Source organism: Salisaeta longa DSM 21114 (assembly GCF_000419585.1).
Lineage (GTDB): Bacteria > Bacteroidota > Rhodothermia > Rhodothermales > Salinibacteraceae > Salisaeta > Salisaeta longa.
The window spans coordinates 508,742-533,135 of record NZ_ATTH01000001.1 but is presented as its reverse complement, the minus strand read 5'-3'; the positions used below and the strand labels follow the sequence as shown (position 1 = coordinate 533,135).

The 24,394-nt window shown below is 63.8% G+C and carries 14 protein-coding genes; 4 read left to right on the top strand and 10 right to left on the bottom strand.

Annotated features, from left to right (window positions below; genetic code table 11):
• Positions 1-185: 185 nt before the first annotated feature.
• The 3 genes from SALLO_RS0102290 (at position 186) to SALLO_RS0102280 (ending at position 10,901) form a co-directional block, all read left to right on the top strand.
• A complete protein-coding gene (locus tag SALLO_RS0102290; RefSeq protein WP_022834711.1) occupies positions 186-644 on the top strand; it encodes a DUF4385 domain-containing protein in 459 nt (152 codons plus the stop codon).
• A gap of 1,011 nt (positions 645-1,655) precedes the next feature.
• Positions 1,656-5,828 (top strand): hybrid sensor histidine kinase/response regulator transcription factor, encoded by a 4,173-nt coding sequence (locus SALLO_RS0102285; RefSeq protein WP_022834710.1) that lies wholly within the window; start codon positions 1,656-1,658, stop codon positions 5,826-5,828.
• 381 nt (positions 5,829-6,209) lie between these two features.
• A complete protein-coding gene (locus SALLO_RS0102280) occupies positions 6,210-10,901 on the top strand; it encodes an FG-GAP-like repeat-containing protein (protein WP_028566807.1) in 4,692 nt (1,563 codons plus the stop codon).
• A gap of 136 nt (positions 10,902-11,037) precedes the next feature.
• On the opposite strand, the gene SALLO_RS18045 is transcribed toward SALLO_RS0102280, so the two are convergent.
• From SALLO_RS18045 to SALLO_RS14625, 10 genes are all read right to left on the bottom strand, one after another.
• Positions 11,038-11,208 (bottom strand): His/Gly/Thr/Pro-type tRNA ligase C-terminal domain-containing protein, encoded by a 171-nt coding sequence (locus SALLO_RS18045; RefSeq protein ID WP_022834708.1) that lies wholly within the window; start codon positions 11,206-11,208, stop codon positions 11,038-11,040.
• Between the two features lie 152 nt (positions 11,209-11,360).
• Complete coding sequence (locus SALLO_RS0102270; RefSeq protein WP_022834707.1) at positions 11,361-12,734, bottom strand: hypothetical protein; 1,374 nt, start codon at positions 12,732-12,734, stop codon at positions 11,361-11,363.
• A 333-nt stretch (positions 12,735-13,067) separates the two neighbouring features.
• Positions 13,068-13,676 (bottom strand): Uma2 family endonuclease, encoded by a 609-nt coding sequence (locus tag SALLO_RS0102265; protein ID WP_040605877.1) that lies wholly within the window; start codon positions 13,674-13,676, stop codon positions 13,068-13,070.
• Positions 13,677-14,187: 511 nt separating this feature from the next.
• Complete coding sequence (locus tag SALLO_RS0102260; protein WP_157621138.1) at positions 14,188-16,875, bottom strand: TonB-dependent receptor; 2,688 nt, start codon at positions 16,873-16,875, stop codon at positions 14,188-14,190.
• Between the two features lie 22 nt (positions 16,876-16,897).
• Positions 16,898-17,926, bottom strand: coding sequence for a FecR family protein (locus SALLO_RS0102255; protein ID WP_022834704.1), 1,029 nt, complete (start codon positions 17,924-17,926; stop codon positions 16,898-16,900).
• A gap of 192 nt (positions 17,927-18,118) precedes the next feature.
• The gene (locus SALLO_RS0102250; RefSeq protein ID WP_022834703.1) at positions 18,119-19,003 is read right to left on the bottom strand and encodes a hypothetical protein; all 885 of its coding nucleotides are present in this window, start codon (positions 19,001-19,003) and stop codon (positions 18,119-18,121) included.
• 136 nt (positions 19,004-19,139) lie between these two features.
• Entirely contained in the window at positions 19,140-19,757 is a 618-nt protein-coding gene (locus tag SALLO_RS0102245) for an RNA polymerase sigma factor (protein WP_028566805.1), read from the bottom strand.
• A 110-nt stretch (positions 19,758-19,867) separates the two neighbouring features.
• Positions 19,868-20,050, bottom strand: coding sequence for a hypothetical protein (locus SALLO_RS18345; protein ID WP_022834701.1), 183 nt, complete (start codon positions 20,048-20,050; stop codon positions 19,868-19,870).
• Entirely contained in the window at positions 20,013-20,495 is a 483-nt protein-coding gene (locus SALLO_RS0102235; RefSeq protein WP_022834700.1) for a hypothetical protein, read from the bottom strand. The genes SALLO_RS18345 and SALLO_RS0102235 overlap by 38 nt, the downstream gene beginning before the upstream one ends.
• Before the next feature lie 50 nt (positions 20,496-20,545).
• Entirely contained in the window at positions 20,546-22,894 is a 2,349-nt protein-coding gene (locus SALLO_RS14625; protein WP_022834699.1) for a S9 family peptidase, read from the bottom strand.
• Between the two features lie 240 nt (positions 22,895-23,134).
• On the opposite strand from SALLO_RS14625, the gene alr reads away from it, so the two are divergent.
• Positions 23,135-24,304: an alanine racemase gene (alr, locus tag SALLO_RS0102225; protein ID WP_084696103.1), complete on the top strand. Its 1,170-nt coding sequence runs from the start codon at positions 23,135-23,137 to the stop codon at positions 24,302-24,304.
• Positions 24,305-24,394 lie beyond the last annotated feature (90 nt).

The window sequence follows — 24,394 nt, the reverse complement described above, 5'->3', positions numbered from 1 at the left end:
GGTCGTGAGGCCCATACGGGGATCAAAGTGTTATAATATAATTAGCGTGCAACGATGAGTGGGCCGGACATGCGGTGGCGCTTTTTAGCTCGTTCCCGTCTTATCGGCCTCACGTGATCCGAAAGCTGAACAGCGCACCGCACCCCGGTGGCAACCGCATTCCTTCCCATTTCTTTTCCGCTTACATGGCTGGCGAATACGACCTCGACTTCCGCGCCCACCCCGAAGCATACCGGGTCCAGTCGGGCGAACAGGGCGTCTTCAAGGTGGAGCCGTACAAGAGCGCGCTGCTTCCGCACTGGCAGTTTAAGGACGAGGCCGCCGCTGAAGCAGCCGTCGCCGCGTTGCGCGACAAGTACGCGGCCTATAAATCGGAGGGCGACTTCGTGGGGATGGACATGGTGCGCAAGTACCTGCAGATGGGCTTCACCCGCGCCATGCGCTATGCGAAGTACCCGGGTGGGCAGAAGTACGATGCCGACGGCACCGAGCGCGCCCCGCAGCAGTGGGCCGATGCCGACAAGCGCCGCGCCGCTGTCGTCTTTCGGGACGCCTGGCAGGCCGTGCGCGACGACCCCGCCTACCAGCGCCTCAAGCAGCACCACATCGACGCGGTCTACGACGAGGAGGCCTGTCCGATGTAGCGCATCGGGGGACTTCCTAAAGGGGCATTGTCATCATGGGAATCAGGCTGATCGGCGCTGCATGTGAGATAACCATCGCGTGAGCGGCGCTGGCCGTACGATGACGACGGCACGGAGCCTGCAGCATAATGCCAAGCCCTCAACGCATCATATCAGAATGAGGCGCGGAGCGTGAACTTCGGGAGCACCGTTGCGCTGGAAAAAGTCATCCGAGACTGTCGCACCGGCGCTTCGATATGCGGTGTTATGCGCATCTCCACGTTGATCCCTGCACAGAAAGACCTGTCAGGTCTCGGCAGACCTGACAGGTTTGGAGCAGATGTGCATACTGAACCCTTGCATTTGGTATAAGAAGATGCATTCACGTCTTGTCATGTACAGTGCCTATCTTTACACTGTTCTGATCCCGACCGAAGAATACCTCCTTCAAAATAGAGCGGCTGTAGCCGCCTCAAAGTTGCACGGACTATTGAAGGGAAAAGTTAACTTTGTAGCACTATTCTATGGCCTGCCCATTGAACCTGCAAGCGACCGCCCTCTCGTCCAGGGGCGGGAATCGGGGGGCTTCCTTTTTGGCAGGACTTAGGCAGTTGAAAATACGACGATGGGCGTCGATGCTCCGTATTCTCATTCAAAGGGCAAACTGTTCATGACAAATTTTTGGACGGTGCTCAGCCCACCTGTCTTTCAAAACGGATCAGGCAGGGGCAGCGACGGAGGTCGAACGAGCAAAAGGGTGTTCATTTTTGGCTGGATCCAGACGAGCGCCGAGAGCGCTCAAACAGCGGTGATTTTGGCCGCGGATCCCTCCGGGTTGTCCAAGACGCCGTTCTCTTCAAGGCCGGGAAACCGTGCTTTGACATAGGAAACGATTCCAAGTGTGTAAGTCCCTTTTGACACTGGTTGACCCGGTGGGTCCGACGCGTGTCCGCACGGGTGGCAGAAGCGAACGCGTTTTCGTATCGTACAACTGCGCTGCTGAAGCCATTCCCGGCACCGCATTCATTCGACATGGTTGTCGCTCCCATCGTTCATCGCTGCCTCCTTGTGGGTGCTCTCCTTGCGACCATCGCGGTTGTATGGGGGCCACCCACTCTCCTCTGGGCGCAGCAGCCCGCCACGGCCTCCGGGCTGGAGGTGGCGGAGGGCTACCAGGCCGTGCACTGGACAGCCGAAGACGGACTTCCCGTAGATGCCGTTAACGGACTGGCGCGTGGCCCCCGGGGCTACCTGTGGGCGAGCACGTACGACGGTCTCGTGCGGTTCGACGGCGTCCGCTTTACGACCGTGCGGACCGACACGCATCCGGCCTTCCCTAGCAATCGCCTGGTTCAACTCGTGCGCGGGCCCGATGGAGCGCTGTGGATGACAACCGAACAGCCGGTGCTCGTTCGCTACGATCCACGGACCGACTCCGTACGCACGTTCCAGTACCGCCCCGACCGTGCGGCAGACCCGGTCGACTTTACCTATCTGCGCGTCGCTGACGACATCCTCTGGGTCGGCACGCAGCACGGCCTGCTGCGCGTGGCAGACGATGGGCGTCCAGCAGCAGGCCCGGCGCTCGTGCCCGTTGGGCCTCCCAACGGCGCCGTTGTGCATCTCGACGCCGTGGGAGACACGCTCTGGGTTCTGAACGACCGGCACCACCTCTGGCGATACGCCGAGGGAGATCTCCGCCCCGTACCGTTTGCGTCCCGGAACGTCCCGAAGCGCCCGCTGCGCCTTGCCATTGATGCGCAGCACCGCCCGTGGCTGCTGGCGGGGCTGACGCTCTACGGGCTTCGGGAGGGCGTACTGCAGGCCGTGGGATCGGTGCCGTGGTCGGGGCCGGACACGATCGGGCACCTGTTGCCGATGCCCAACGGGACGGTGCTGCTGGGAATGGAAGAGGGCGCCTATCGCTTCTCGGAGGCCCGCCTGACGGCGTGGCGCACCACGGGCGTGCCGATACAGCCGATGTGGGCAGAGGCCGCCACCTCACTCGACGATCTCCGCTACCCACGTGAGCGTCCGCATCGTGTGGAGGCGGCCCACGGGCACTGGCTGGGCATCAGTGCCACGCCGCGCCATCCGAGCGGCACGGTGTTCCACGACTCCACGCCGGTGCTGCACCTCCCGGGTCCCATCAACGGCGTGCTGAAAGACGGCGAAGGGCACGTCTGGATCGCCTCGGGAACGGCAGGCCTCGTCCGCCTCGCACCGACGCCGCTTCGGTCGTATGGGGCGCCCGAGGGCATGGCCGTTCCCAACGTGTACCCCGTGGTGCCCGACCCGACGGCAAACGACGCCGTATGGGCCGGGACGCTGCTGGGCGACGCCCTGGTGCACATTGCGGGCAACACGGTGACGCCCTACGACACGAGCCCGGTGCGCGTGGTGTGGTCGATTCTCCCACGGCCCGACGGCACCGTGTGGATGGGCACGAACGGCGACGGAGTGATTCGCCTCTCCCTGCCCCCCGACACGGCGAAGACCCCTCGCCCGCACATCACCCGCTTGACGACCGCCGATGGCTTGTCGAGCAATCTCATCCGCTCGCTCTACGAAGACCCAGACGGAAGGCTCTGGATCGGAACGGAGGACCGCGGGCTCGTCCGCCTGGACCGGCGCGGCACCGCATCGCCCACCGACGACCGCATCGCGCCGGTCACCACCGCCGACGGGCTCTTTGCCAACAGCATCCACCAGATCCTCCCCGATGACCAGGGCCGCCTCTGGATGAGCACCAATCAAGGCATCTTCTGGGTGCATCAGGAGGCGTTGAATGCCGTGGCCGATGGAGAGGCCGACCACCTGTTCCCAACCGCATACACCGAGCACCACGGCCTGCGCAACCGCGAGGCCAACGGTGGAGTGCATGCAGCCGGAACGCGCACCGCCAGCGGGCGCCTTTGGTTTCCCACGCAAGCCGGCGTGGTGGCCATGGATCCGGCACGGGTGCGGAGCGGGCCGCACAACGCCCCACGGGTTGTGATTGAGCACGCCACAGTGAACGGAGAGACGCGAAAGCCGCTCGGCACGTCGCTGCGGCTGGATGCGGAGGCCCGCGAGATGGCGATTCGGTATACGGGGATCAGCTTTTATCGTCCGCGTGACGTTCGCTTCCGATACCGCCTGTCGGGCGGACCCTGGACGGACGCGGGCACACGGCGCGTCGCGTATTTTACCAACCTGGATCCCGGTCGCCACACGTTCGAGGTGCAGGCCACGCATGGCAGCGACGCCTGGCATGCCCCGACAGCGCGCCTCACGTTCGTCGTGACGCCCCGGTGGTGGGAGACCGGATGGTTCAAGGCGCTGGTCGTTCTGGCGGGCCTGGGCCTCATCGGAGCCGCAGGATGGGGACGCGTCCGGTGGCTTGAAGTCCAGCGGCAGCGCTTGCAACAGCTCGTAGCCCAACGGACGGAGGAGATCCAAACCCAAAACCAGCGCCTCAGTCGCCAGTCGGAGCAACTGGTGAAGCAGGCCCGCCGCCTCCAGGAGGTGGACGCCGCCAAGTCGCGCTTCTTTGCCAACGTCAGTCACGAGTTGCGTACGCCGCTGACGCTCATCTTGGGACCGGTGCGCTGGCTGCGGCAGGGGGAGCGGTCGCCGGAGGCAACCGACGAGCAACTGGCTCTGGTGGAGCACCATGCTGCTCGTTTGCAGCGCCTCGTCGATCAACTGCTGGACCTCGCCCAACTCGACGCCGGGAGCCTGCGGGTGCAAGCCCGTCCCGTGAACGTGGTGGCTGCGGTTCGACGGTTGGCCCAAAGCTTCGCCGGGTGGGCGGAGGAAGAAGGGCTCACCCTCACGTTTCATCACGACGTTCGTTCGGAGGCGGCGAAGGACGTCGTCCAACCCCCGTCGGCGTCGACCGAGTCGGTGTACGCCGATCCGCAGCACCTCGACCAGATCGTGAGCAACCTGCTGGCCAATGCCCTCAAGTACACGCCGGCCGGTGGACACGTGGACGTGCGCGTGATGGAAGATGATGCGGGCGTTTGCTTGACGGTGACCGATACGGGACCGGGACTCAGCGCGGCGGCCCAAGAACGCGTGTTCGAGCGTTTCGTGCGGGGAGAGGAGTCGTCCGCAGGGACCGGTGCTGGCTTGGGATTACCACTCGCCCGCGATCTGGTCCGGCTTCACGGGGGCACCCTCACGCTCGACAGCGCACCGGGAGACGGAACGACGGTCACCGTTACGCTGCAACGGGGAAGCGACCACCTGCACGCCGATCAACTCGTCGCAGCAGCCGACGCGGAAGCCGACGGGCAGGGCGATGGATTGAGAGATCCAGGCGAACGGGGCGGCCCCTCGGGCGATGATCTGGTGGTCGTGCCGACGGGGGGCAACACAGACGCGATTACGGCCCAACCGCTTGGGCAGGGGGCGTCGCCCTCCGGCGATGGGCAGAACGACGGACGCCGACTCGTGCTCGTGGTGGACGACCACGCCAGTGTCCGGCAACACATCCGCACCGTGCTCGGTGATGCCTATCGTCTGGCTGAAGCTGCCACCGGCACCGAGGGGGTGGCGCAGGCCGAAGCGCTCTTGCCGGACCTCATTCTTGCCGACGTCATGATGCCCAAGATGGATGGCCTGACGATGACGCGCCAGCTGAAGGGGAACCCCGTGACGGCGTCGATCCCCATCGTGCTGCTCACAGCGCGGGGCGGGACGCATGCCGAAGCCGAGGGACTGGAGACCGGCGCCGACGACTACATCACCAAGCCGTTTGCGCCGCGTGTGCTGGAGGCGCGGGTGCGAGGGATGTTTGCGCTCCAAGAGCGCTTGCGGGAGCGCCTGCGAGACGAACGCAGATCCGAACCTTCCGACAGCGGGGCCGCCGTCGGTTCCACATCGACTCCGGACGAGGATCCACGGCCCCACGCAGCGGCGGCGCGCACGGTCGCTATGCGCCACCTGAGCGATCCCGACTTTGGCGTGGCCGAACTGGCAGCCGCGCTGGATACGACGCGCTCCACCCTCTACCGCCGCCTCCGTGCCGAGGGCAGTCCCTCACCGTCCGAGCTCCTCCGTACCGTACGCTTGGACGAAGCCCGTCGGTTGCTGGCCGAAGACGCCGGAACCGTCACCGAGGTCGCCTACGCCGTGGGGTACGAGAACCTGTCGGCCTTCAGCCGCGCCTTCCGCGAGCACTTCGACGCGACTCCGTCTGAGATGGCAGCCCCGTAGGGCACGGGTCGGCCCGTAGTGGTGGTGGAGGGCGTCTCGGGCAAAATCTGGCCTTGCAGGCGCTGAGGGTTGATCTTTGTATGTGTTTTCTATGAATATAGCACGTGTGCACGCTGCTGCACAGCCGTGCACGATGGCGCAAAACAAGAGTTCGCAGCGGCGTCTACGTTGTGCACCGCGATGACGCAGCACCGGCGCCTCAACGACGCGAAAGGCTCCACTGGAGAATCATCCACTGGAGGATCATTCGCGCCGAGGCGGGGACTGTGCCTCGCATCGACCCTTGGTGCACACCTTCGACCCCGCGCTATGTTTGTACCCACGTTCTGCTCCACGTCTGCACGCTGGTTGCTCACTCCTGGGACGGCGGCCGCCTGGAAGATGGCACTCATCACAGCCGCGTTGTTTCTTGGATTCCTGCCCACGGCGCACGCACAGATTTACGTCGACGCCGACAACACCTCCGGCATCCGGGACGGCACCTCCTGGGCCACGGCGTACTCCAGCTTTCGCACAGCGCTTCTCAACGCCAAAGAGGACGACGCCATTTGGGTCGCCGACGGGACCTATCCCACCGGCGACACGCGCGACAACAGCTTCACGTTTACGGGCGCCAAAGACGGCCTCAAGATCTACGGCGGCTTCCAGGGCCAAAGCCGGCCCGGCGGGGGCGAAACCACGCTCGACCAGCGCGACCCGGACGCTTACGAGGCGGTGCTCACCGGCGACGTGGACGGCGATGGGACGCTGGGCGGCAATGCCTACCACGTCTTCGTTCTCGACGGCACGAACGACCCCATCACCCCCACGACGGTGATCGACGGGGTGACCATCACCGGGGGCAACGCCAGCGGCAACAGTTTTCCTTTGAACGCGGGCGGCGGCCTCCTGTGCCGCGGCGAAGGCGGCCTGTGCAATCCGACGATTGTCGGCGTCACCTTCCGGGGCAACCGTGCGGGTTTCGGCGGTGCGATGTTCAACGAAGGCGAGCATGGCGGCCAAAGTCGACCGATGATCGTCAACAGCGTCTTCGTGGGAAATGAAGCGACGAGCAACGGCGGGGCGATGCTCAATTCCGGGAAAGGCACAAATGGCCAGGGCAGTCCGGTAATCATCAACACGACGTTTACGGGCAACACGGCCGGGGGCAACGGCGGCGCGATGATCAACAACGGCCTCAACGGTGGCCGCGCAGAGCCGCAACTGACGAACGTGATCCTCTGGAACAACGATGCTACGGACGGCGCGGAGCTCTATAACCTGGATGCGACGCCGACGCTCACGCACACGCTCGTCGAAGGCGGTCTACAAGGAAATGGCATTTCGAACAACAACGGTAGCAGCCTTCAGGATGGCGGGGGCAACCTGAACGCCGATCCGGACTTCGTGGATGCCGATGGCCCCGATGACACGTTCGGGACGGCGGACGATGACGTGCGTGCCCTGCGGACCAGTCCGGTGTTGGACGCAGGCACCAATGTTCCCTTCGAAACCGTGGCGCAGACCATTGAGACCGATGTTGCCGGCAACGACCGAATCCAGGACGATGACGGCGACGGCACGGCAACGGTGGACCTTGGGGCCTTCGAGGGCGGCGAGCCGCGCATCTGGTACGTCGATGCCGATGCGACGGGCGCTACCGACGGCTCGTCGTGGACGGACGCGTTCCGCGATCTCCAAAACGCCTTTGCAGCCGCGCAGGCAGGCGACGAAATCTGGGTTGCCGAGGGCACGTATTATCCAGACGAAGGACAGAACGTGGACGAAGACGACCGAACCGAAAGCTTTCTCATCCCTGGTGAGAAAGACGGTCTTCAGATCTACGGCGGCTTCGCAGGCGATGAGACGCAGCGCTTCCAGCGCGACCCATCGCAGCACCGGTCGATCCTCTCCGGTGACATCAGCACAACGGGGGATCCGAACGATCGCAGCCGCCACGTCGTCTGGCTCGATGGCACCAGCAACGACCCAATCACGCGAGCCACGGTAATCGACGGCGTGACCATCACGGAGGGGAACGCGAGCGGCAGCCCCGGCAGCTCCGACACTGCGGGCGGCGGTCTCTACTGCAACGGCTCGGGGAACAACGTTACGTGCAGTCCGACGCTCAGCAACATCATCTTCCGAAACAACAGGGCCTTCTATGGCGGGGCCATCTACAATGGCGGATACGATGAAGGCACGAGCAATCCGCTGATCGTCAACGCAGTCTTTATCGACAATCAGGCTGCCCGAGGCGGAGCCATCTGCAACGATGGGTCGAAAGATGCAATCACCGGCGGCGAATCCGGTTCGGCGGGCGGAACGAGCAGCCCCACCCTCGTGAACGTGACGGTCGCCAACAATACTGCTGGGAACTACGCGGGGGCGATGTACAGCTACGGCGGTGATAACGGCACGAGCCAGCCGACGCTCGCCAATGCCATTCTGTGGAACAATACGGCGGATCAAAGCGGCGATCAGCTGTTCAACAGCAACGCAACCCCGACGCTCACGCACACGCTCATCGAAGGCGGTCTAAGCGGAGACGGCATCGCGAACGACGACGGCGGCAGCCTCCAGGATGGCGGTGGGAATTTCGATGCCGACCCGCTCTTCGTAGACGTCAACGGCGCGGACAACGACGTCCGCCTCTTCGTTGGCAGTCCGGCGCTCAATGCGGGCACCAACGATGCTGTGCCTGCCGATACGCCCGACCTCGATGGCGATGGCGACACGACCGAGCCGCTGCCCATCGACCGTGCGGGCGAGGCGCGCATCCAGGTGGGCACGGTTGACCTTGGCGCCTACGAAGGCGGAATTTTGCGCGTCCGTGAGGGAACCAGCGGCTTGCCTCCCGTGCGAGGACCTGCCGACTGGGGCGACGTCGATAACGACGGCGACCTCGATCTTGCCCTGGCGGGCGGTTCTGCTGGGAATCCCGTAACGGCCCTCTATCGCAACGGAGGCGATACCGATGGAGATGGACGTCCCGACTTTACGGATGTGCAAGCCGGATTTTTGAAAATCAACCCGGATGGTGATATAGTGTGGGGCGACTATGACGCAGACGGCGACCTCGATCTTCTCGTCATTGGGCAGCAAGCGACGACAACGGGGGGCGCTACTGCGCGCATCTACCGAAACGAGGGCGATACCAACAACGATGGCACCGTAGACTTCACTACGCTCTCTGCATCTGATCTCAATCTCCCGGGATTCCGCTCCGAATCGACAGCCGCCTGGGGCGATTACGACAGCGACGGCGATCTCGATCTTATCATTGGAGGCCTCAACCCCAGCAGCCAACGCCTAACGTCCATCTACCGAAACGATGGGGATACCGATAACGACGGCATCGTGAACTTCATCGACATCCAGGCGGACCTTCCCGATCTGAGCGACCCGTCGATAGCGTGGGGCGACTTTGACGAGGACGGGGATCTCGATCTCATTCTCCAGGGCCTACCAGACACCGGCTCCCCTGTGACGGCCATCTACCGCAACGACGGCGACTCCGATGGGGACAACCTCGCCGACTTCACCGACATTAGTGCTGGACTGTTGAGCGTCGAGGATGGCTCGGTGGACTGGGGCGACTACGACAGCGACGGCGACCTCGACCTCGTCATTACAGGGAGCAACTCAAGCGGGAATGCAACGCGGATCTATCGCAATGAAGGCGACATCGACAGCGATGGTACGATCGAATTCGTGGGCCTGGCCGCGAGCACCACGGGGCTTCCCAATGTAGGCACCACAGGGGTTCCCAGTTCAAATGTAGAAAAGAGCAGCGTCGGGCAGTGGGGAGATGCCGACCTCGACGGGGACCTCGACCTCCTTCTTGTTGGGGTTGCCTCCACTGGTTCCTCAACCTTTGAAATCATCACGCGCCTGTACCGCAACGACGGGGGCGACCGCTTCACGCAATTTCCGGGCATCCTCGCGGGGGTCATCCCTGGCGATGGCACCTGGGGCGACTACGATGGCGACGGCGATCTCGATATTGTCGTCACGGGTTCCGTAAGTGGAAAATTTCTGACGCGAGTGATTGGCAATGAGCGTTTCACCACACCGCGCGACGATGCCGCCACCGTGTCGGTTGTCAGCGACGGACGCGTCGATTTCGGCACCACGGGCCTTGCCATCGACTTCGGACCTGGCACCACCCCCGGGTCCGTCACGGTTTCGCGCTTCAACACGCCTCCGCCGGACACCGATGGGCTTCCATCTGACGAAAATATCAGTCAGTACCGCTTCCTCATCACCACCGACGGAGACGCCCTTCCTGGTTCCGGAACCAGGGTCCGCTTCGACCCCGACGCCCTTGGCGGCATCACCACGCCCGGCAACGTGACCGTCTACACGCGCTCTGCACTCGATGCAGGCACGTTCGTCGAGCTGCCCACGACCGTCGAAAACGGCGAGATCGCGGCCACCGTGACGGGCTTTAGCGAGTTTGTGCTCACAAGCCCCACTGATCCGCTCCCCGTCGAACTGACCGCGTTCGACGCCCAGCAGCAATCCGACGCCGTCCTCCTCACCTGGCAAACTGCCGCCGAGACGAACAACGCCGGGTTTTACGTCCAACGCCGCGTGGGCAGCAGCACGGCCGCGCCGGGCTCTGTCAGCAAAGCATCATGGACAGAGCTTGGCTTTGTGGAAGGAGGCGGCACGACCAAGGAGCGGCAGTCCTACCGGTTCGAGGATACAGACCTACCGTACGAAGCCGAGAGCCTCACGTATCGGCTACGCCAGGTAGACCTTGACGGTACCGCCTCAACCAGCGACCCGGTGACCGTGAACCGCTCGTCTTTGGAAGCGGAGCTTTTGCCCAGCTATCCAAATCCGGCGCAGAGCATGGTTACGCTCCGCTACGCCGTCCCCGACAGAGGAGACGCAAGCGGTCCGAGCACAGTACGCATCGAACTCTATGACCTTCTGGGGCGCCATGTGAAAACGGTTGTAAACACCAAGGCTACCGGTCGCCACGAACAGGTAATCGATGTACGTGGGCTGGCCAGCGGTATGTACTTCCTGCGCATGCAGACCGAAGGGTTTACTGAGACGCGGCGCCTCACTATTGTACGGTAAGGCCTGCGTATGAGCGCACCTCACGTTCGTCGTAACCCAAACCTCGAAGGGCCACTCTCACACGGAGCGCCCCTTCGGGCATTGCATGCATCGGTTGGCAATGCGCAGCGGCCCATGCCCCCCTGTGGTGAAAAACCTACACATCCTCGCGGCTCCAGCCGATGGAGCGGTCGTTGATGTAGGCAATGCGCTGGTCGATGATGGCGCGGGCTTGCTCCATCGAGTCGCGGTCGCGTACGGTGTCCTGCCGGCTGTCGAGCGTGTCAAAGTTAGCGATAACACAAAACGGCGTGCCGGCTTCATCCATGTGGCGGCAGCATTGGAACCCTAGCGCTGTGCTATGCGCACATCACGTAGAAGGGTAGACGCCAGTCGTCCTCAATCGCGTGAGCGGCGCTGGCCGTACGATGACGACGGCACGGAGCCTGCAGCATAATGCCAAGCCCTCAATGCATCATATCAGAATGAGGCGCGGAGCGTGAACTTCGGGAGCACCGTTGCGCTGGAAAAAGTCATTCGAGACTGTCGCACCGGCGCTTCGATATGTGGTGTTATGCGCATCTCCACGTTGATCCCTGCACTGGAAGACGACTCGCGACGGCGCGCACTATCGGAAAAGAGGCCGTATGTGATGCCGAACCCTAGACCGGAACCGACAGCCTGCATAAGAGCTACGGCGCTCCCATTGGCATCGGACACCGCAGCTAGACCACCACCGAGTAGTGAGCCAGCCACCGAGCCCAGAAAGATCAGGTTGGCTTCGCCTTTGGAGAAGTTGCGCTCTTGAACGAGCGAGCGCCCTAGCGCCAACCCGCCGACACCGGCCCCTGTGATGAGTGCTGCGACGCCCCGGCGGTCTTCCATGCCGGTGGCCGCAGCCAACGATCCAATGAAGTTGGCGGCCTGAACGCCGGTCTGGAGATAGATCCGGGCATCGCCCTGGGTGTACCGTCCGGTGCACCCCATACGATGACCGATGTACGCCCCTGCAAGCGAGCTTATCAGCGAAGAAGCGGCGATGGTGCGCGAGACGGCACCGTCATCTGTTTCTCCGGCGAGTGCTGTACCCAGGCCGAGCCCCAACAGGTTGCCAGAGATGCCGGTAAGGCTGATCATCTCAGCATGGCCTCCACTCCACCCATTGCGTGTGGCAGCTAGGTAGCCCGCTGTGCCTTCCACCGCGCCGAACAGCGCAGCCAGTCCGGCAACCGATGAGCCGTCTGGATCTTTACTCACAAGCTCTGCAAGCTGCACCGCGTGGGCATACCCCTGCACACCACCGTAAAACGTGAGGTCGGACTCGGCCTCAGAAACGGATGCGTTTTGCGTAGCTAACAGCGGAATGAAAAACCCCAGCGCGCCCCCCATCAACGGAAGCGCTGCGGCGGCGTCGGATTCGGCTTCCAGCGCGCCGACCAGTAAGCTCCCCTCTACCAATCCCAAGAACGTAGTGGATGCCACAAGCCCCACCCGCCCCTCCTGGTTGAGTCCGACGCGGATGTTGGCCGCTTGGAGTTGCGACGCGACGCGCTGGCGCAGCTGCTCGACCTCCGCAGCCGTAAGGGGGCGTCGCTGACGCAGCATCTGGCCACCCGTACGGTATTCAACGACGAGTTCGTAGGTGCCGGGGCCCGTCCGGAATAAACGGGCGCGCTGAAAACCCGAAACGTCTGGAAATAAGCCGAGCGCGTTGCGAAGCTCAGCGTCGATGGTTGTGACGGTGCTGTCGGGGCTGAGGGGCACCTGCACCTCCTGTGCGACAGCCGGACCGGTAACAAACAATCCGACGCATAACATAAAAGGGATAAAAGAACGCAGCTTGCATGTAGCCATGAGGAGTGGCGTTTGGGGAATGGATAGAAACGAATCTCCGCGACGAGCCGTCACACGATACGTGCGGGCGTACCTACCCTATCAACACAGCGCATGCTTGTTCGACGTCAGATGCAGTGCTCTATTGCGGCTCCTGTTGGCTAGAACTTGAAATCGAGCAAAGCCATTACCCGCAGGAGCGTCCAGAATTGATCGGAGTGGCTGTATGAGGGCTCAAACATGGCTACTGTAGCTGCGCGCGATCGGCTTTAAGCTCCTTCGGCGATGAGGGCCCTGTGGACGACCGTAAGGGACGCGAATACTTCCACGGGAAGCTGGGGAGCCTCCTGCTGCTCACCTCGCGCGCCCAAAAGGATTCCAGACGCGGGCCATCGGCAGCGTAAAGCCGTCCACCACGGTTTCCGCTACGACCGTTGCCGGTTGGTCGAGGGTCTCTTGCGTGCCGTCGTCGCGGTACATTGTCACGGTTTTGGTTTGTGGGTCAATCAGCCACCCCAACCGCACGCCGGCCCGCATGTACTCGTTCATCTTATCCTTCAGGGCCGAAAGATCATCCGTTGGCGAACGCAATTCGATCACGAAGTCTGGGGCGAGCGGAACGAAGCCCTCACGCTCTGCTTCCGAAAGCGCCAAGAATCGGGCGCGCTGCACCCATGCAACATCCGGCATGCGGTGCGCGCCGTTGGGCAATCGAAACATCGTATTGGAATCGAACCCGAACCCGCCATGCTCCTCAATCCATGCGGCAAGGTGAAAACCAATCGTGAGATTTCGGTTACCAGACGCACCACCCGTAGGGGCCATGAGGACGAGAGAACCGTCGGGGGATTGCTCGATGATCAACTGTGGATTGCGCTGACACAACGTTTGGAACTCGTCGTCGGATAGCGGCGCGTCCAGGTGGATGCTCATCCGACGACGCGGCAGGACGGGTTGCATCATGCGGTCATCAATTCGCTCGGCCATTGGTGAGGCATCCGGAGGCATGGCGGCGGGCCAATAGTCACGTGTCGGTTCGTATACAGACATACGTTGATCTAGGCCAGCACGTTCGCGCTGCTCCCATCTTTGTCGTCTAGAACCTGTTTTGATTTTGCATCAGACGGCGAGCGCGAGCAACGATGGTGCGAAAATCGGACCTCGGGCGCGGTTCGCACCCCAAGGGCACTTGCTACGCAGCGTAGTGGCGCTACGGGCTAAGGCCGGGGCGATTTGCAGCCCATCGGGGCCGCGCGGAGCCCGGAGGCATGAATTAGGCTGTGTCTAAAAACACCTCGCGGACTGCGCCCAGTTGGAGAGCCGCTCCTGCTGCGTTGTTCTGCATCGCAGTAGGCCCGCTACCGCTGCTTCGAACGCCGTGCAGCTCCGGCTTCCCCCACGGGCGCGCGCTCACGCTGATTTTTCAAACACAGCCTAAAACAGGTTCTTAGTCCCCAGCGGCCCCGCCCAGCAGTTACCACTGAATGCTGAACGAAAACGCAGGCTGCAGGCCGAGGTCGTACACGGTGGCTCCGGTCCAGGACGCGGCGATGGCTGGGCCCGGCGCACGGAGGGGCGATTGCTCAATCGCCAAGACGGGCGTTCGGTACCACGGGTTGTCGCGGTTGTATATGTTGTGCACCGTTAGCTGTGCGGTGAGCTGCGCCGTGTTGACGGTTGCCGTCAGCGCGGCGCCCACATCCAATCGATGGTAGGGCCGGAGGCGGGCCGGTTCGCCGGGGAGGGCGGCGTACGTGTTGGGGACGCCGGTGCCGTAGTAGGCGCTGGAAAACAGCGTGAGGCCGGATCCTACGCGGGCTTCGAGGCGGGCGGTGGCCTGATGGCGGCGGTCCCACGGCGCGGGCCGCGAGCCACCAGACGGCGGATGCAGCTGCGCACGCGCCCACGTGTAGCTCGCACTCGCCGTTACGGGGCCCACATGCTGCTGGGCCAGCACCTCTAGCCCCCGAGCGGTTACGGTGTTGGCGGTGGTAAACGGACGGCCTTGCCCGCGCTGAGGCAACACGCTGCGCTGCGTAAAGGAAGTGTACTGCCACAGGTGATGCTGCGTCTTGCGGTAGCCCTCCACCTGGACCGTCGTCCCATAGCTGGCGGACGGGCGACGCGTCCAGTACACACCCGCGGTCCACTGATCGCTGGTGGTGGGCGGCGTGCGTGGCCCCTGAATCGCCCACAGGTCGATGCTATCGTTGGTGAGCGCGAGCCGATGCAGAAACTGGTGCGTGCGGCTGTAGCCTATCCCAAGCGTCAGCGGCGCCTGCGGATACAAGCGCACGGCCACCCGCGGGGCAAGCTGCGCCCGCGAGCCAAGACTGAAAAACTGCCCGCGCAGGCCGGCGCGTACGTCCAGTAGGGGATCCACCGTGTGGGCCCACTCCACATGCGCATCGGCCTGCCACGCGGTGCGGTCCAGGCGATACCGCGCGTCGTCATCTACGGCATCGGTCAGCGTGCCTCGGTGCATGCGCACGTCGTAGCCCATCGTCCACGTTCCGGGCCCGGTGGGCATCCATGCCAGCTGCTGCGCCCATCGGCCGGTAAAAAGCGTGTTGCGGAGCGTGTAACGGTAGGCCCAGCGGACCGGATCGGAGCGCGTGCGGAATCCGACACCAATAAAGTCGTCGCGCAAGAGGCGCGCATGGTAGTAGCTGCCGGCGGCCGTTGTGTGCAGCATCAGGCGATCCGACAGCGGCCAGGTGCTTTGCACGCCCACCGATTCGTTTCCCCAGGCATGGTTGGCGTCCACCGGTTCCTGCTGAAGGGTGCGGTCGCGCCGGTCCTCCCCCACCAAAAACACGCGCTGTGCCCTCTCCTGCGCCTCGTCGCCGCCCACGTACACACCAAGTGCGAAACGCCCGCCCGCGTCCGTTTCCCACAAGCCTTTGGCATGTACGTCATAGAACCGCGCCGTCCGCGCTTCAGACTGCACCACCGGGGGGCCCGATACCGTCCGATCGGCCGGTATCGCCTCCATCCGCGGGTTGATGCCCAGCCCTTGCCGAACGATCTGCGCATTGCCGAGCCAGTCTACGGCGTTTAGGTAGCTGTGCCGCGCGGCCACCAGCCAGCTGCCGTGCCCGCCAGCTACCGGTCCTTCGGCCATTGCCTGAAGCGCCGTGTTGCTGGCCCCCACCTGCAGACGCGTGGCGGTCTGGTCGCCGGCTTGCGTTTTGAGTGCGAGCACTCCGCCCGGAGCGGCTGCATAGGTCGCCGGCGGCACGCCGTAATAGAAACCCACCGCCTGCAGGGCTGCCCCGCTGTAGGCATCAAACAGCCCAAACAGATGGCTCGTGGCGTACATCGGGGCTCCGTCGAGCAGCACGCGGAAGGCATCGGGCGGGCTGCCGCGCATGCTAAGCCCACGCCCCAGTGTGGGACCGAGCGTGGCCGACGGCAGCATCTCCAGCGCATGCAGCACGCTCGCCTCGCCCAGTGGCGCCATACGCCCGGGGCGCACCAGCGCATGCAGGTCATCATTGAGCGGGGACTGCAACGCGACGGAGTGCACCGTTACGGCCGGTGCCTGCGTGGGCTTCGGCTGCAAGCGCACCGCGAGCTCACGGGGAAGCTGCTGCGGCCGCACGACCACACGAGCCGGCTGATGCCCTACGTATGAGACGCGCAGATGCAGCGTGTCGTGCGGCGCCACACCGCGCAGCTTCGTCTGGAACAGGCCCGACCCGTTGGCCACCGTCCCGCGCAACGCGCCGTCTGCCCACCAGCTAACCGTTGCATACGGCAAGCGGGCGCCAGTCGCGGCATCCAGCACGTACCCGCGCAATGTAGCCGGTGATGCACGGTCGCTGGTTGCGATAAGGATTGCCTGCTGGCCCGACGCGTCAAGCACCACGTGCAACCCAAGGGGCCGAAGGGCTGCATTGAGCGCCCGGGCCCATTGGCTTATGGGCGCTTGCAGCGAGACATTGACGCCCGCAACGAGCGCATCTCGATACAGAAACCGAACGTTCGTCTGCGCCTCGATGTCAGCTAGCACCGTCCGGAGCGGCGCCCGCGCATAGGCGAGGGCTGTTGTATCTGTCGCAACGGAGGGCCTTCGTGCATCGGAAGGCACAGCGTGTGTCCGATCTGCCCATCCCAGGAGCAGAACGACCGCAAGTCCCCACATCTGTAGCAGGCGCATGACGTGCAACCAATTGTGAACGCTAGGGGGCAACGGCGCCCGGGGCCGAACGCGCCTCCCACCGGTACGTGCGGGGCGCCGTGCGCACGAACTGCCCGCCCAGCACAAGGCCGAACTCACGCAGGGCGCGCGAGCGCTCGGTAAGCATGATGCGGCCGGTGAGGCGCTGCGTGGCTACCGTGTCGGGCATCTGCACGGCGATGTTGAAGTGCTGCTCCATCTCGCGGGCCACATCGCCCGCGGGCCGCGAGGTAAACGTGAGCGTCTGCTGCAGCCAGCCCATGTACGGGGCCGCGGCCGCTTGCGTAACCGCGACGGAGTCCTCGGCCACCAGGCTCCCGCGTTCGCCCGGCGCAATCGTCGCCGCAGCAGCGGTGGTCCGGCTCGATAGCCGCACGCGCCCTTCCGACACATACACGGTTGGGGCGGGCGCCCAGGTGCGCACAGTAAACGCGGTGCCCACCACCTGCACCTTGGCCCGGTCGGTGACGACCGTAAAGGGCGCGCCCTGCTGCGGGGGCACCTGAAAGTGAGCCTCGCCGGCCAGACGGAAACGGGGCGCGTCGGTCGCGTCCACGCGATACAACCGCGAATGCGGCCGGAGCCGGACCGTAGCGCCCCCGGCCGTCTGATACGTTACGATGGATTGCTGGGCCGCTGCAAGAAGTGTGGGCGCCGGCGGGCGGAGCACCGTCCACCACACCACCCCGATCAGCACGGCCACTGTGGCCGCTATGGCCCCCCACCAGCGCACGCCCATCGGCGGCTGCCTGCGGGGCTGCGGCGGCCGATCGGCTCGGCGCGCGCGCGCCGCATCGTCGCCGATTTTCTCCTGGATGCCCTGCCACATCCGCCCCGATGCGTCCGGCGCGACCTCGCGGTCTTGTTGGCGCACCGCACGATACGCGGCCAGCGCGTCGATGAGCGGGTCGTCTGCGAGCGCGGGCGGCGCATCGTCGAGCGTGCCCTGTGCATCGAGCACGTGGCCGATGCGCGCCGCAAGGGCACGGTGCCGGTCGTCGGGGGGAAGCGGTTCGGGAGATTCAGGCATACCCGCACGGGGGATGGATTGTGGGTGCACCGCGCCCCGTCTCTTTCAGACTATGACAGGTGCGCGGTGCCTGCTTTAGTACAAAACAATTGACGGCGTTGTGCAAAGGCCCAAAAAGCGAAGGCAGCCGGGCGAGTGTAGCCTCGGCCGCGCTGCCTCCGTCGTGCAATGCAGCAACGGCACGTCACTGCGTTACTCTACAACGTCTCCCGTTTCCAGGTTCGTGGTGAAGGTAAACGCATCGCCGTTGAAGCGCACGCCGTCTCCGGTGATGGTCACCGTGGCTTGGCCGTTCTCGATCTCGGCAACATACTCCAGCGCGATGCTCCGCGTAACACTTTCACCGTCGCGCGTGCGCTCCACCTCAGCGGCGTACGTTCCTTGGATGGTGCCGCTGTGCAGTCCGCTGCCCTGCACGAACACCACATCCTCAAACGTGGACGATGCCTGCGCATTGCGTATACGAATCGTCCGCGCGGTGGTCAGCGAATCGAACCGCGCATGGCTCCGCTGTCCGTTGACTGATAGGGTGTCGCTGTCGATGTTGGCAACGGTCCACTGCGAGGGGTCAGCATCGTTCAGGTTGATGGTGTACCGCCCTGCAAGCCGCGGGCCCTCGAAGTCGCCCGCGCCCTCCAGAATCGTGTACGTCAGCGACTCGGCGGTCTGGCCATCTGATGTTTGGTACCGGGGCTGCGGCGTGCCGCTGGCATCAAAAAACTGCAGCCGTACGGTCCGATCGATCGATAACGTGCGCAGGTTATTGCCGACAGAGCCGTCAACCGTGCAGGTCCACCAGACGTTTGCGTCGTCGTAGTCGCAGTCTCGGCTGAATGCTTTGCTCGTGAGTAGGCTGGAGGGGTCGCCGTGGTACACGCCGCCGGCCGCGTCTTCAACTTCGGCAATGGCCCCTCCGGTCGTTTCGCCTAGAGCGGCTGCAACCGCTTCGGCTGCGTCCGCGCTGGTAACCGTGAAATCGTCCGTCGCGGTGGGAGCGCCGGAATCGCACGCCGTCACGACGAGGAACAGGGGCAGGAGCAGGGCGACAAGGCGTCGCGTTATGGGTAAATGCATCATGGATCTAAAGCAGATCGTTGGTTGGTAGTGAATGTCGTGCAGTGTTGCTTCACCCGGCATACACGACCCCCCAACGGCTCCCCCCAATGCTTTTTATTAAGATATGATGAATCAAAGATAGATGGTATTCGCTGCCTCATGGGCCGCTACCAGCGGACCCGTCCTCCGCCAGGCGGAGCCGCTCACGCAAATCTTTGAGCGCGTGGCCCATGTGGTTTTCGACGGTCTTGCGGGTGATGCCCAGCACCTGCGCGGCCTCGCGGTACGTGAGTTCTTCGAGCATACAGAGCTCAATGACGGATCGGCGGCGTTCGGAAAGTTGCGCGATGGCGGCTTCGATCTGCTCGGTGCGTTCCTGATCAGCGAGCGCTCGGTCGGGCCGTTGTGCGGTGGCTCCATCGAGAGACGACGGATCGTCGGTGAGTTCCTCCCGCGTACGATCGCGCCTATGGTTGAGGGCGCGGGTGTATCCGATGCGAAAGAGATACGCCCGAAGCGACTGCTCCGGGTCGATGGCCTCACGGTGGGTCCAGATGTACAGGAACGCTTCCTGCACGATGTCTTCGGCCGCGCCTTGTGGCACACCGCGCGACCGCACGTAGCCCACAAGGCGCGCGTGGTGTCGATCGAAGAACGTGCGGAACGCCTCGCGGTCGCCCTCCCGGATGCGTGCGGCCAGCGCGGCCCCGTCGGGGTCGGTGTGCAGGGCACACGCCAGTTCCCAAAGAAGAACGGGCAGCATCGGACTTGTCATGGATCGGGAATGGATTCGGACCAAACGCGTGGCGGATACACCCAACGCGCCGCCCACTAGATGCCCATCGTCACACGCATCTCCTGAAACGGGAATCTTCCACGCAAAACCTAGTCGAAATCGCTGCACGACATGTAGTAATGGCATGCCGGGCACACGTACTTGCAGCGTTTGTTCTGCAGCCGGCTGCCGCAGTTGGGGCAGTAGTCCCAGTAGTTTTGCACCGCATCGGCCGGGGCGTCGCGGGGGGCGGGCTCATCGGTGGCTTCGTTGGGTGGTGCGGCCTCGGGCATGGTTGATGGCGTCGGTCAGTTCAGAGTAGCTGGGCCATTGACTCGGACGCAGAGTATACGTTTGTGTTTGCGTCACGAGCGTGACGTGGTCCCCCGCGAGGCGCGCGCCAAGGATCGGGGTCCATTGCAGCACGCGCCCGGCCAGCACGTCGTGCACGCGCCGCACCGCCACCTGATCGCCGCGCACCACCACCGCCGCCACCTGGGCCCGCACAATGAACGGCATCCAGGCGGCGGCAACGCCCACAGCGCCCGCGCTTCCCCACAGCGCCAGGGGCCAGACGCGCGCGCCGAGGAGGGCCTGCACCGTCACGCCAATGAACACCGGAAGCACGCACACCAGCAGGGCCTTCCCGAACCGGCGCGCATAGTACACCGCCGGCGTATCCGCGCCCGGGTGATGAATGCTCCGAAACGTCGACCGCGTGGCGGCAGCAGGCGGCATAGTACCCAACGAATTGCAACGTCCAACCGGCATGCGATCGTGCGGCAAAGCTAACGCGCGGCACCCACCATCGCCTCCTGCTCAATCAGCGACTCCTCAACGAAGGTCGTTAGCATCGTGAACAGGTGCAGCCGCGTGTTGCCGCCGTAGATGCCATGGTCGCGCAGCGGGTACACCATAAACCGAAACTGCTTGTTGGCCGCCTGCAGCGCCTTCACCATCTGCGCGCTGTTCTGGTAGTGCACGTTGTCGTCGTAACTGCCGTGCACCAGAAGCAAGTCCTGATCGACGTTCAGCTCGTCGGCATACGTGACGGGCGCCCCGTTGCGGTAGCCGTCCATGTTTTGCTGCGGCGTCTTCATGTAGCGCTCGGTGTAGATGGTGTCGTAGTTGCGCCAGTCGGTAACCGGCGCAATCGACATCCCGGCAGAAAACGTGTCGGGCCCCTTTTGGTACATCATCGACAACAGCGTCATGTAGCCGCCGTAGCTCCAGCCCCAGATGCCCACGCGGTCGTCGGCGATGTAGTCCATGGCCTTAAAGTGCTCAGCCGCGGCGATCTGGTCTTTTGCCTCGGGCTGGCCCAGTTGGGCATACGGAATGTCCTGAAACGCCTTGCCGCGCCCACCGGTGCCTCGGTTGTCGACGCTTGCAACCACAATGTTGTACGTGTCGGCAAGGTACTGATGCCACAGCATGCGCGAGCCGCCCCAGCGGTTGGTTACGGTCTGCGCGCCCGGCCCGCCATACACATACATCAGCAGCGGATATTCGCGGGCCGCGTTGAAGTCGGTGGGCTTGATGATGTAAGCGTTCAGCGGCATGCCGTTGGCGGCGGGCACCGAGGTGAACGTAGGCACCGGAACGCCCAGCGCCTCAAGCTGCCGATCGAGCGCCTGATTCGATTGCAGCACCGCCAGCTGTTCCCCCGAGGCGCGGTGCAGCGTCCACGACGGCGGCGTAGTCACGCTGGAGTACTGGTCGATGTAGTAGGACAGGTCGTTCGAAAAGTTGATGCTGTGCCAGCCCGTCTGTTCCGTGATCCGTGTGGGGGCAGGCGCCGCCTCATGACGACTCAGCGACACGGGTACCTTGTACAACTGTCGCTCGATGGACGTGTCGCGCGTAGCGGTAACGTACGCCGTCAGCGTCCCCTCGTCGATGCCATGAAACTCTGTAACTTCCCAGGTTCCATCGGTGATGGGCCCAAGGTACGTGCCGTCATTCCGGTACAAGTGCACATGGTTGTAGCCGGTGCGCTCCGAGAGGTATACGAAGTGCTTGCCGTCATCCAGGAACTGGAGCTTGCCGTCCTCAACGTCAATGTACGTCTCTTGCCGCTCTTCCAGCAGCACCTTGGGCTGCGTAGCGCCGGGTGCACCGAACAGCACATCGAGGCGATTTTGCTCGCGGTTCAGGCGAAACATCCACACCTGATGCGTCCCGTCTATCTTGGGCGTCCAGCCCATACGTGCGAGGTATTCATGCGGGTCGGTCGCCTCCTCCGCCTTCGTCAGTTGCGGGTCCCAGGTCTGGGTGTCGAAGTAGGTGATGGCCTCCGGCGTGCCCGCTTCGGCCATGTCAATCACGCCCACCTTAATGTCGCTGTTTTGCTCGCCCGCCTTCGGGTATTTGAACGTCGTGTAGGTGGGGTAGCGCGTGGTGTGATTCGTCATCCGATACTCCGGCACCACCGACTCGTCGAGCTTGTAGAATGCGATGTGCTGTCCATCCGGACTCCAGCGGAAGCCGTCTCGCAGTCCGAATTCCTCCTCGTACACCCAGTCGAACGTGCCGTTGATGATGCCATTCTCGCCCCCATCGGTGGTCAGCGCGGTTTCGGTGCCCGTCGCGAGGTCTACCACATGCAGGTCGCGCTCGCGCACGAAGGCCACTTTCGTAGCCGACGGGTTGAACTTGGCAAACATCTGATAGCCTTCATCGCGCGGCGCAATGGGCGTTAGCGTCTGCTCTTCGAGATTATAGACGTAGTAGAACCCTTTCGTGGCCCGGCGCCACACCATCTTCGAGTCGGTGTAAATGAGCACCTTGCTGCCATCGTTGCTGTACTCGTAGCCCTGAATTTTAATGAGGCGATCGACATCATCGGCATAGAGGTTTTCGCCGTTGATGAGGCGCGTGCGCTCATCCGTCTCCAAGTTGTAGCGCATCAGGTGCGTTGCCGCGCTGGAATCCGACGGCTCGATGTACGTAATCACCGGCCCGCTATCGGCCCAGCGCCCGCCCTGAAAGCGCTCGGGGCTGAAGGCGCCGCTGGCGTGGATGGCCTCAAGCGTGAACTGGACTGTGGTATCCGCCGGCGACGGCTGCGCCTGTGCCGGTCCGACGAACACAACACAAAGCGCAACGGCAACGAGGCAAGAAAATAAGCGATGCATGAGACCACCGATCTGTGAGCAGAAGCTTAGAGCATCGAAGGCTGCGCCGGCTCCGTAGCCACAGCCGGGAGGATCACCGCCGGGGGCCGAGCGAGCAGCCGTTCGTTTGTACACCAAACGTAGCACGAACCGCATCCGTTCGCAAGATGCCCACGAATCCTTCACGCCACGTTCCCGCAATGGGAGCGCTTCCTGCCGGAACCCATCATGAAGATCCGGCCTATACAACGTCTGTAGAAAATACACCTGCCAACGTCTGCTTGCACCATCGAGTCTCTTGCCTCCCCAACCATTGCGGCATGCGCCACGGGCCCGCAGGCCACTATCGACCTGGGGGCCTTGCGGCACAACGTGCGTGTTCTGGCGCGCCGCGCGGCGCCGGCCGGCCTCATGGCTGTCGTAAAGGCCAATGCGTATGGACACGGGACGGTGCGGGTGGCCGAAACGTGCATTGAGGCAGGCGCTGAGCAGCTCGCCGTCGCCCGCCTCGCCGAAGGCGCTGCCCTCCGCGAGGCCGGCATTAAGACCCCAATCCTGGTGTTGGGGGCGCCGGACACAGACGCCTTAACGCGCTATGCGCAGTTCGACCTCTCGGTCACGGCCTCGTCGGCCCGCGTGGTGGCGGCGCTTGCCAGCGCTCGTACCCCCCTGCGCGTACATCTGAAGGTGGATACCGGCATGGGCCGCCTTGGGTGCTCGCCCGCCGATGCGCCCGCGCTGTTGGAGCAGCTCCAGGCGGCTTCGCACCTGAAGGTGGACGGCCTGTGGACCCATTTTGCGACCGCCGACGAACCGGACAGCGCCTACGCCCGCGAGCAACTGCAGCGCTTTCAGCAGCTTCGCGCAACGCTCCAGCGGCCCCACGTGCCGGTGCATCTGGCCAACAGCGCCGCCCTGTTGTACCTAAACGAGGCGATGCAGCAAACCGAGCACAGCCTTGTGCGCGCCGGTCTTTCGCTGTACGGCGTGCCGCCCGCGGCCGACGCTCCACTCACGGTGTCCCTACGGCCCGTTATGCGCCTCAGCGCGCCGGTCGTGCACCTGAAAACGGTGTCGCCCGGAACGTCGATTTCGTACGGCGCGCGGTGGACCGCCTCACGACCCACACGCATCGCCACCCTCGGCGTAGGCTACGGCGATGGCTACCCGCGGCTGTGCTCAAAATATGGGCGCGTACGCATCAACGACACGCTCCGCCCGTTTGCCGGGACCATCTGTATGGACATGTGCATGGTCGATCTTGGCCGTCCGGAGGGCGCGCTCGCCCAACGCGTACACGAAGGCGATACCGCCGTGCTGTTTGACGCCGAAGGCCCCACGGCCCACGACGTGGCCACATGGGCGCGCACCATCCCCTACGAAATTTTCTGCCGCCTCGACGCCCGCGTGCCTCGCAACTATGTTGCATGAGCCGCCGTTTGAGCGCTGCTCCGGAAACAAGACAACATTATTACAACTTTAGCCGTAACGTTAATCCGCGCTCTGCTTTTTTGATGTGTG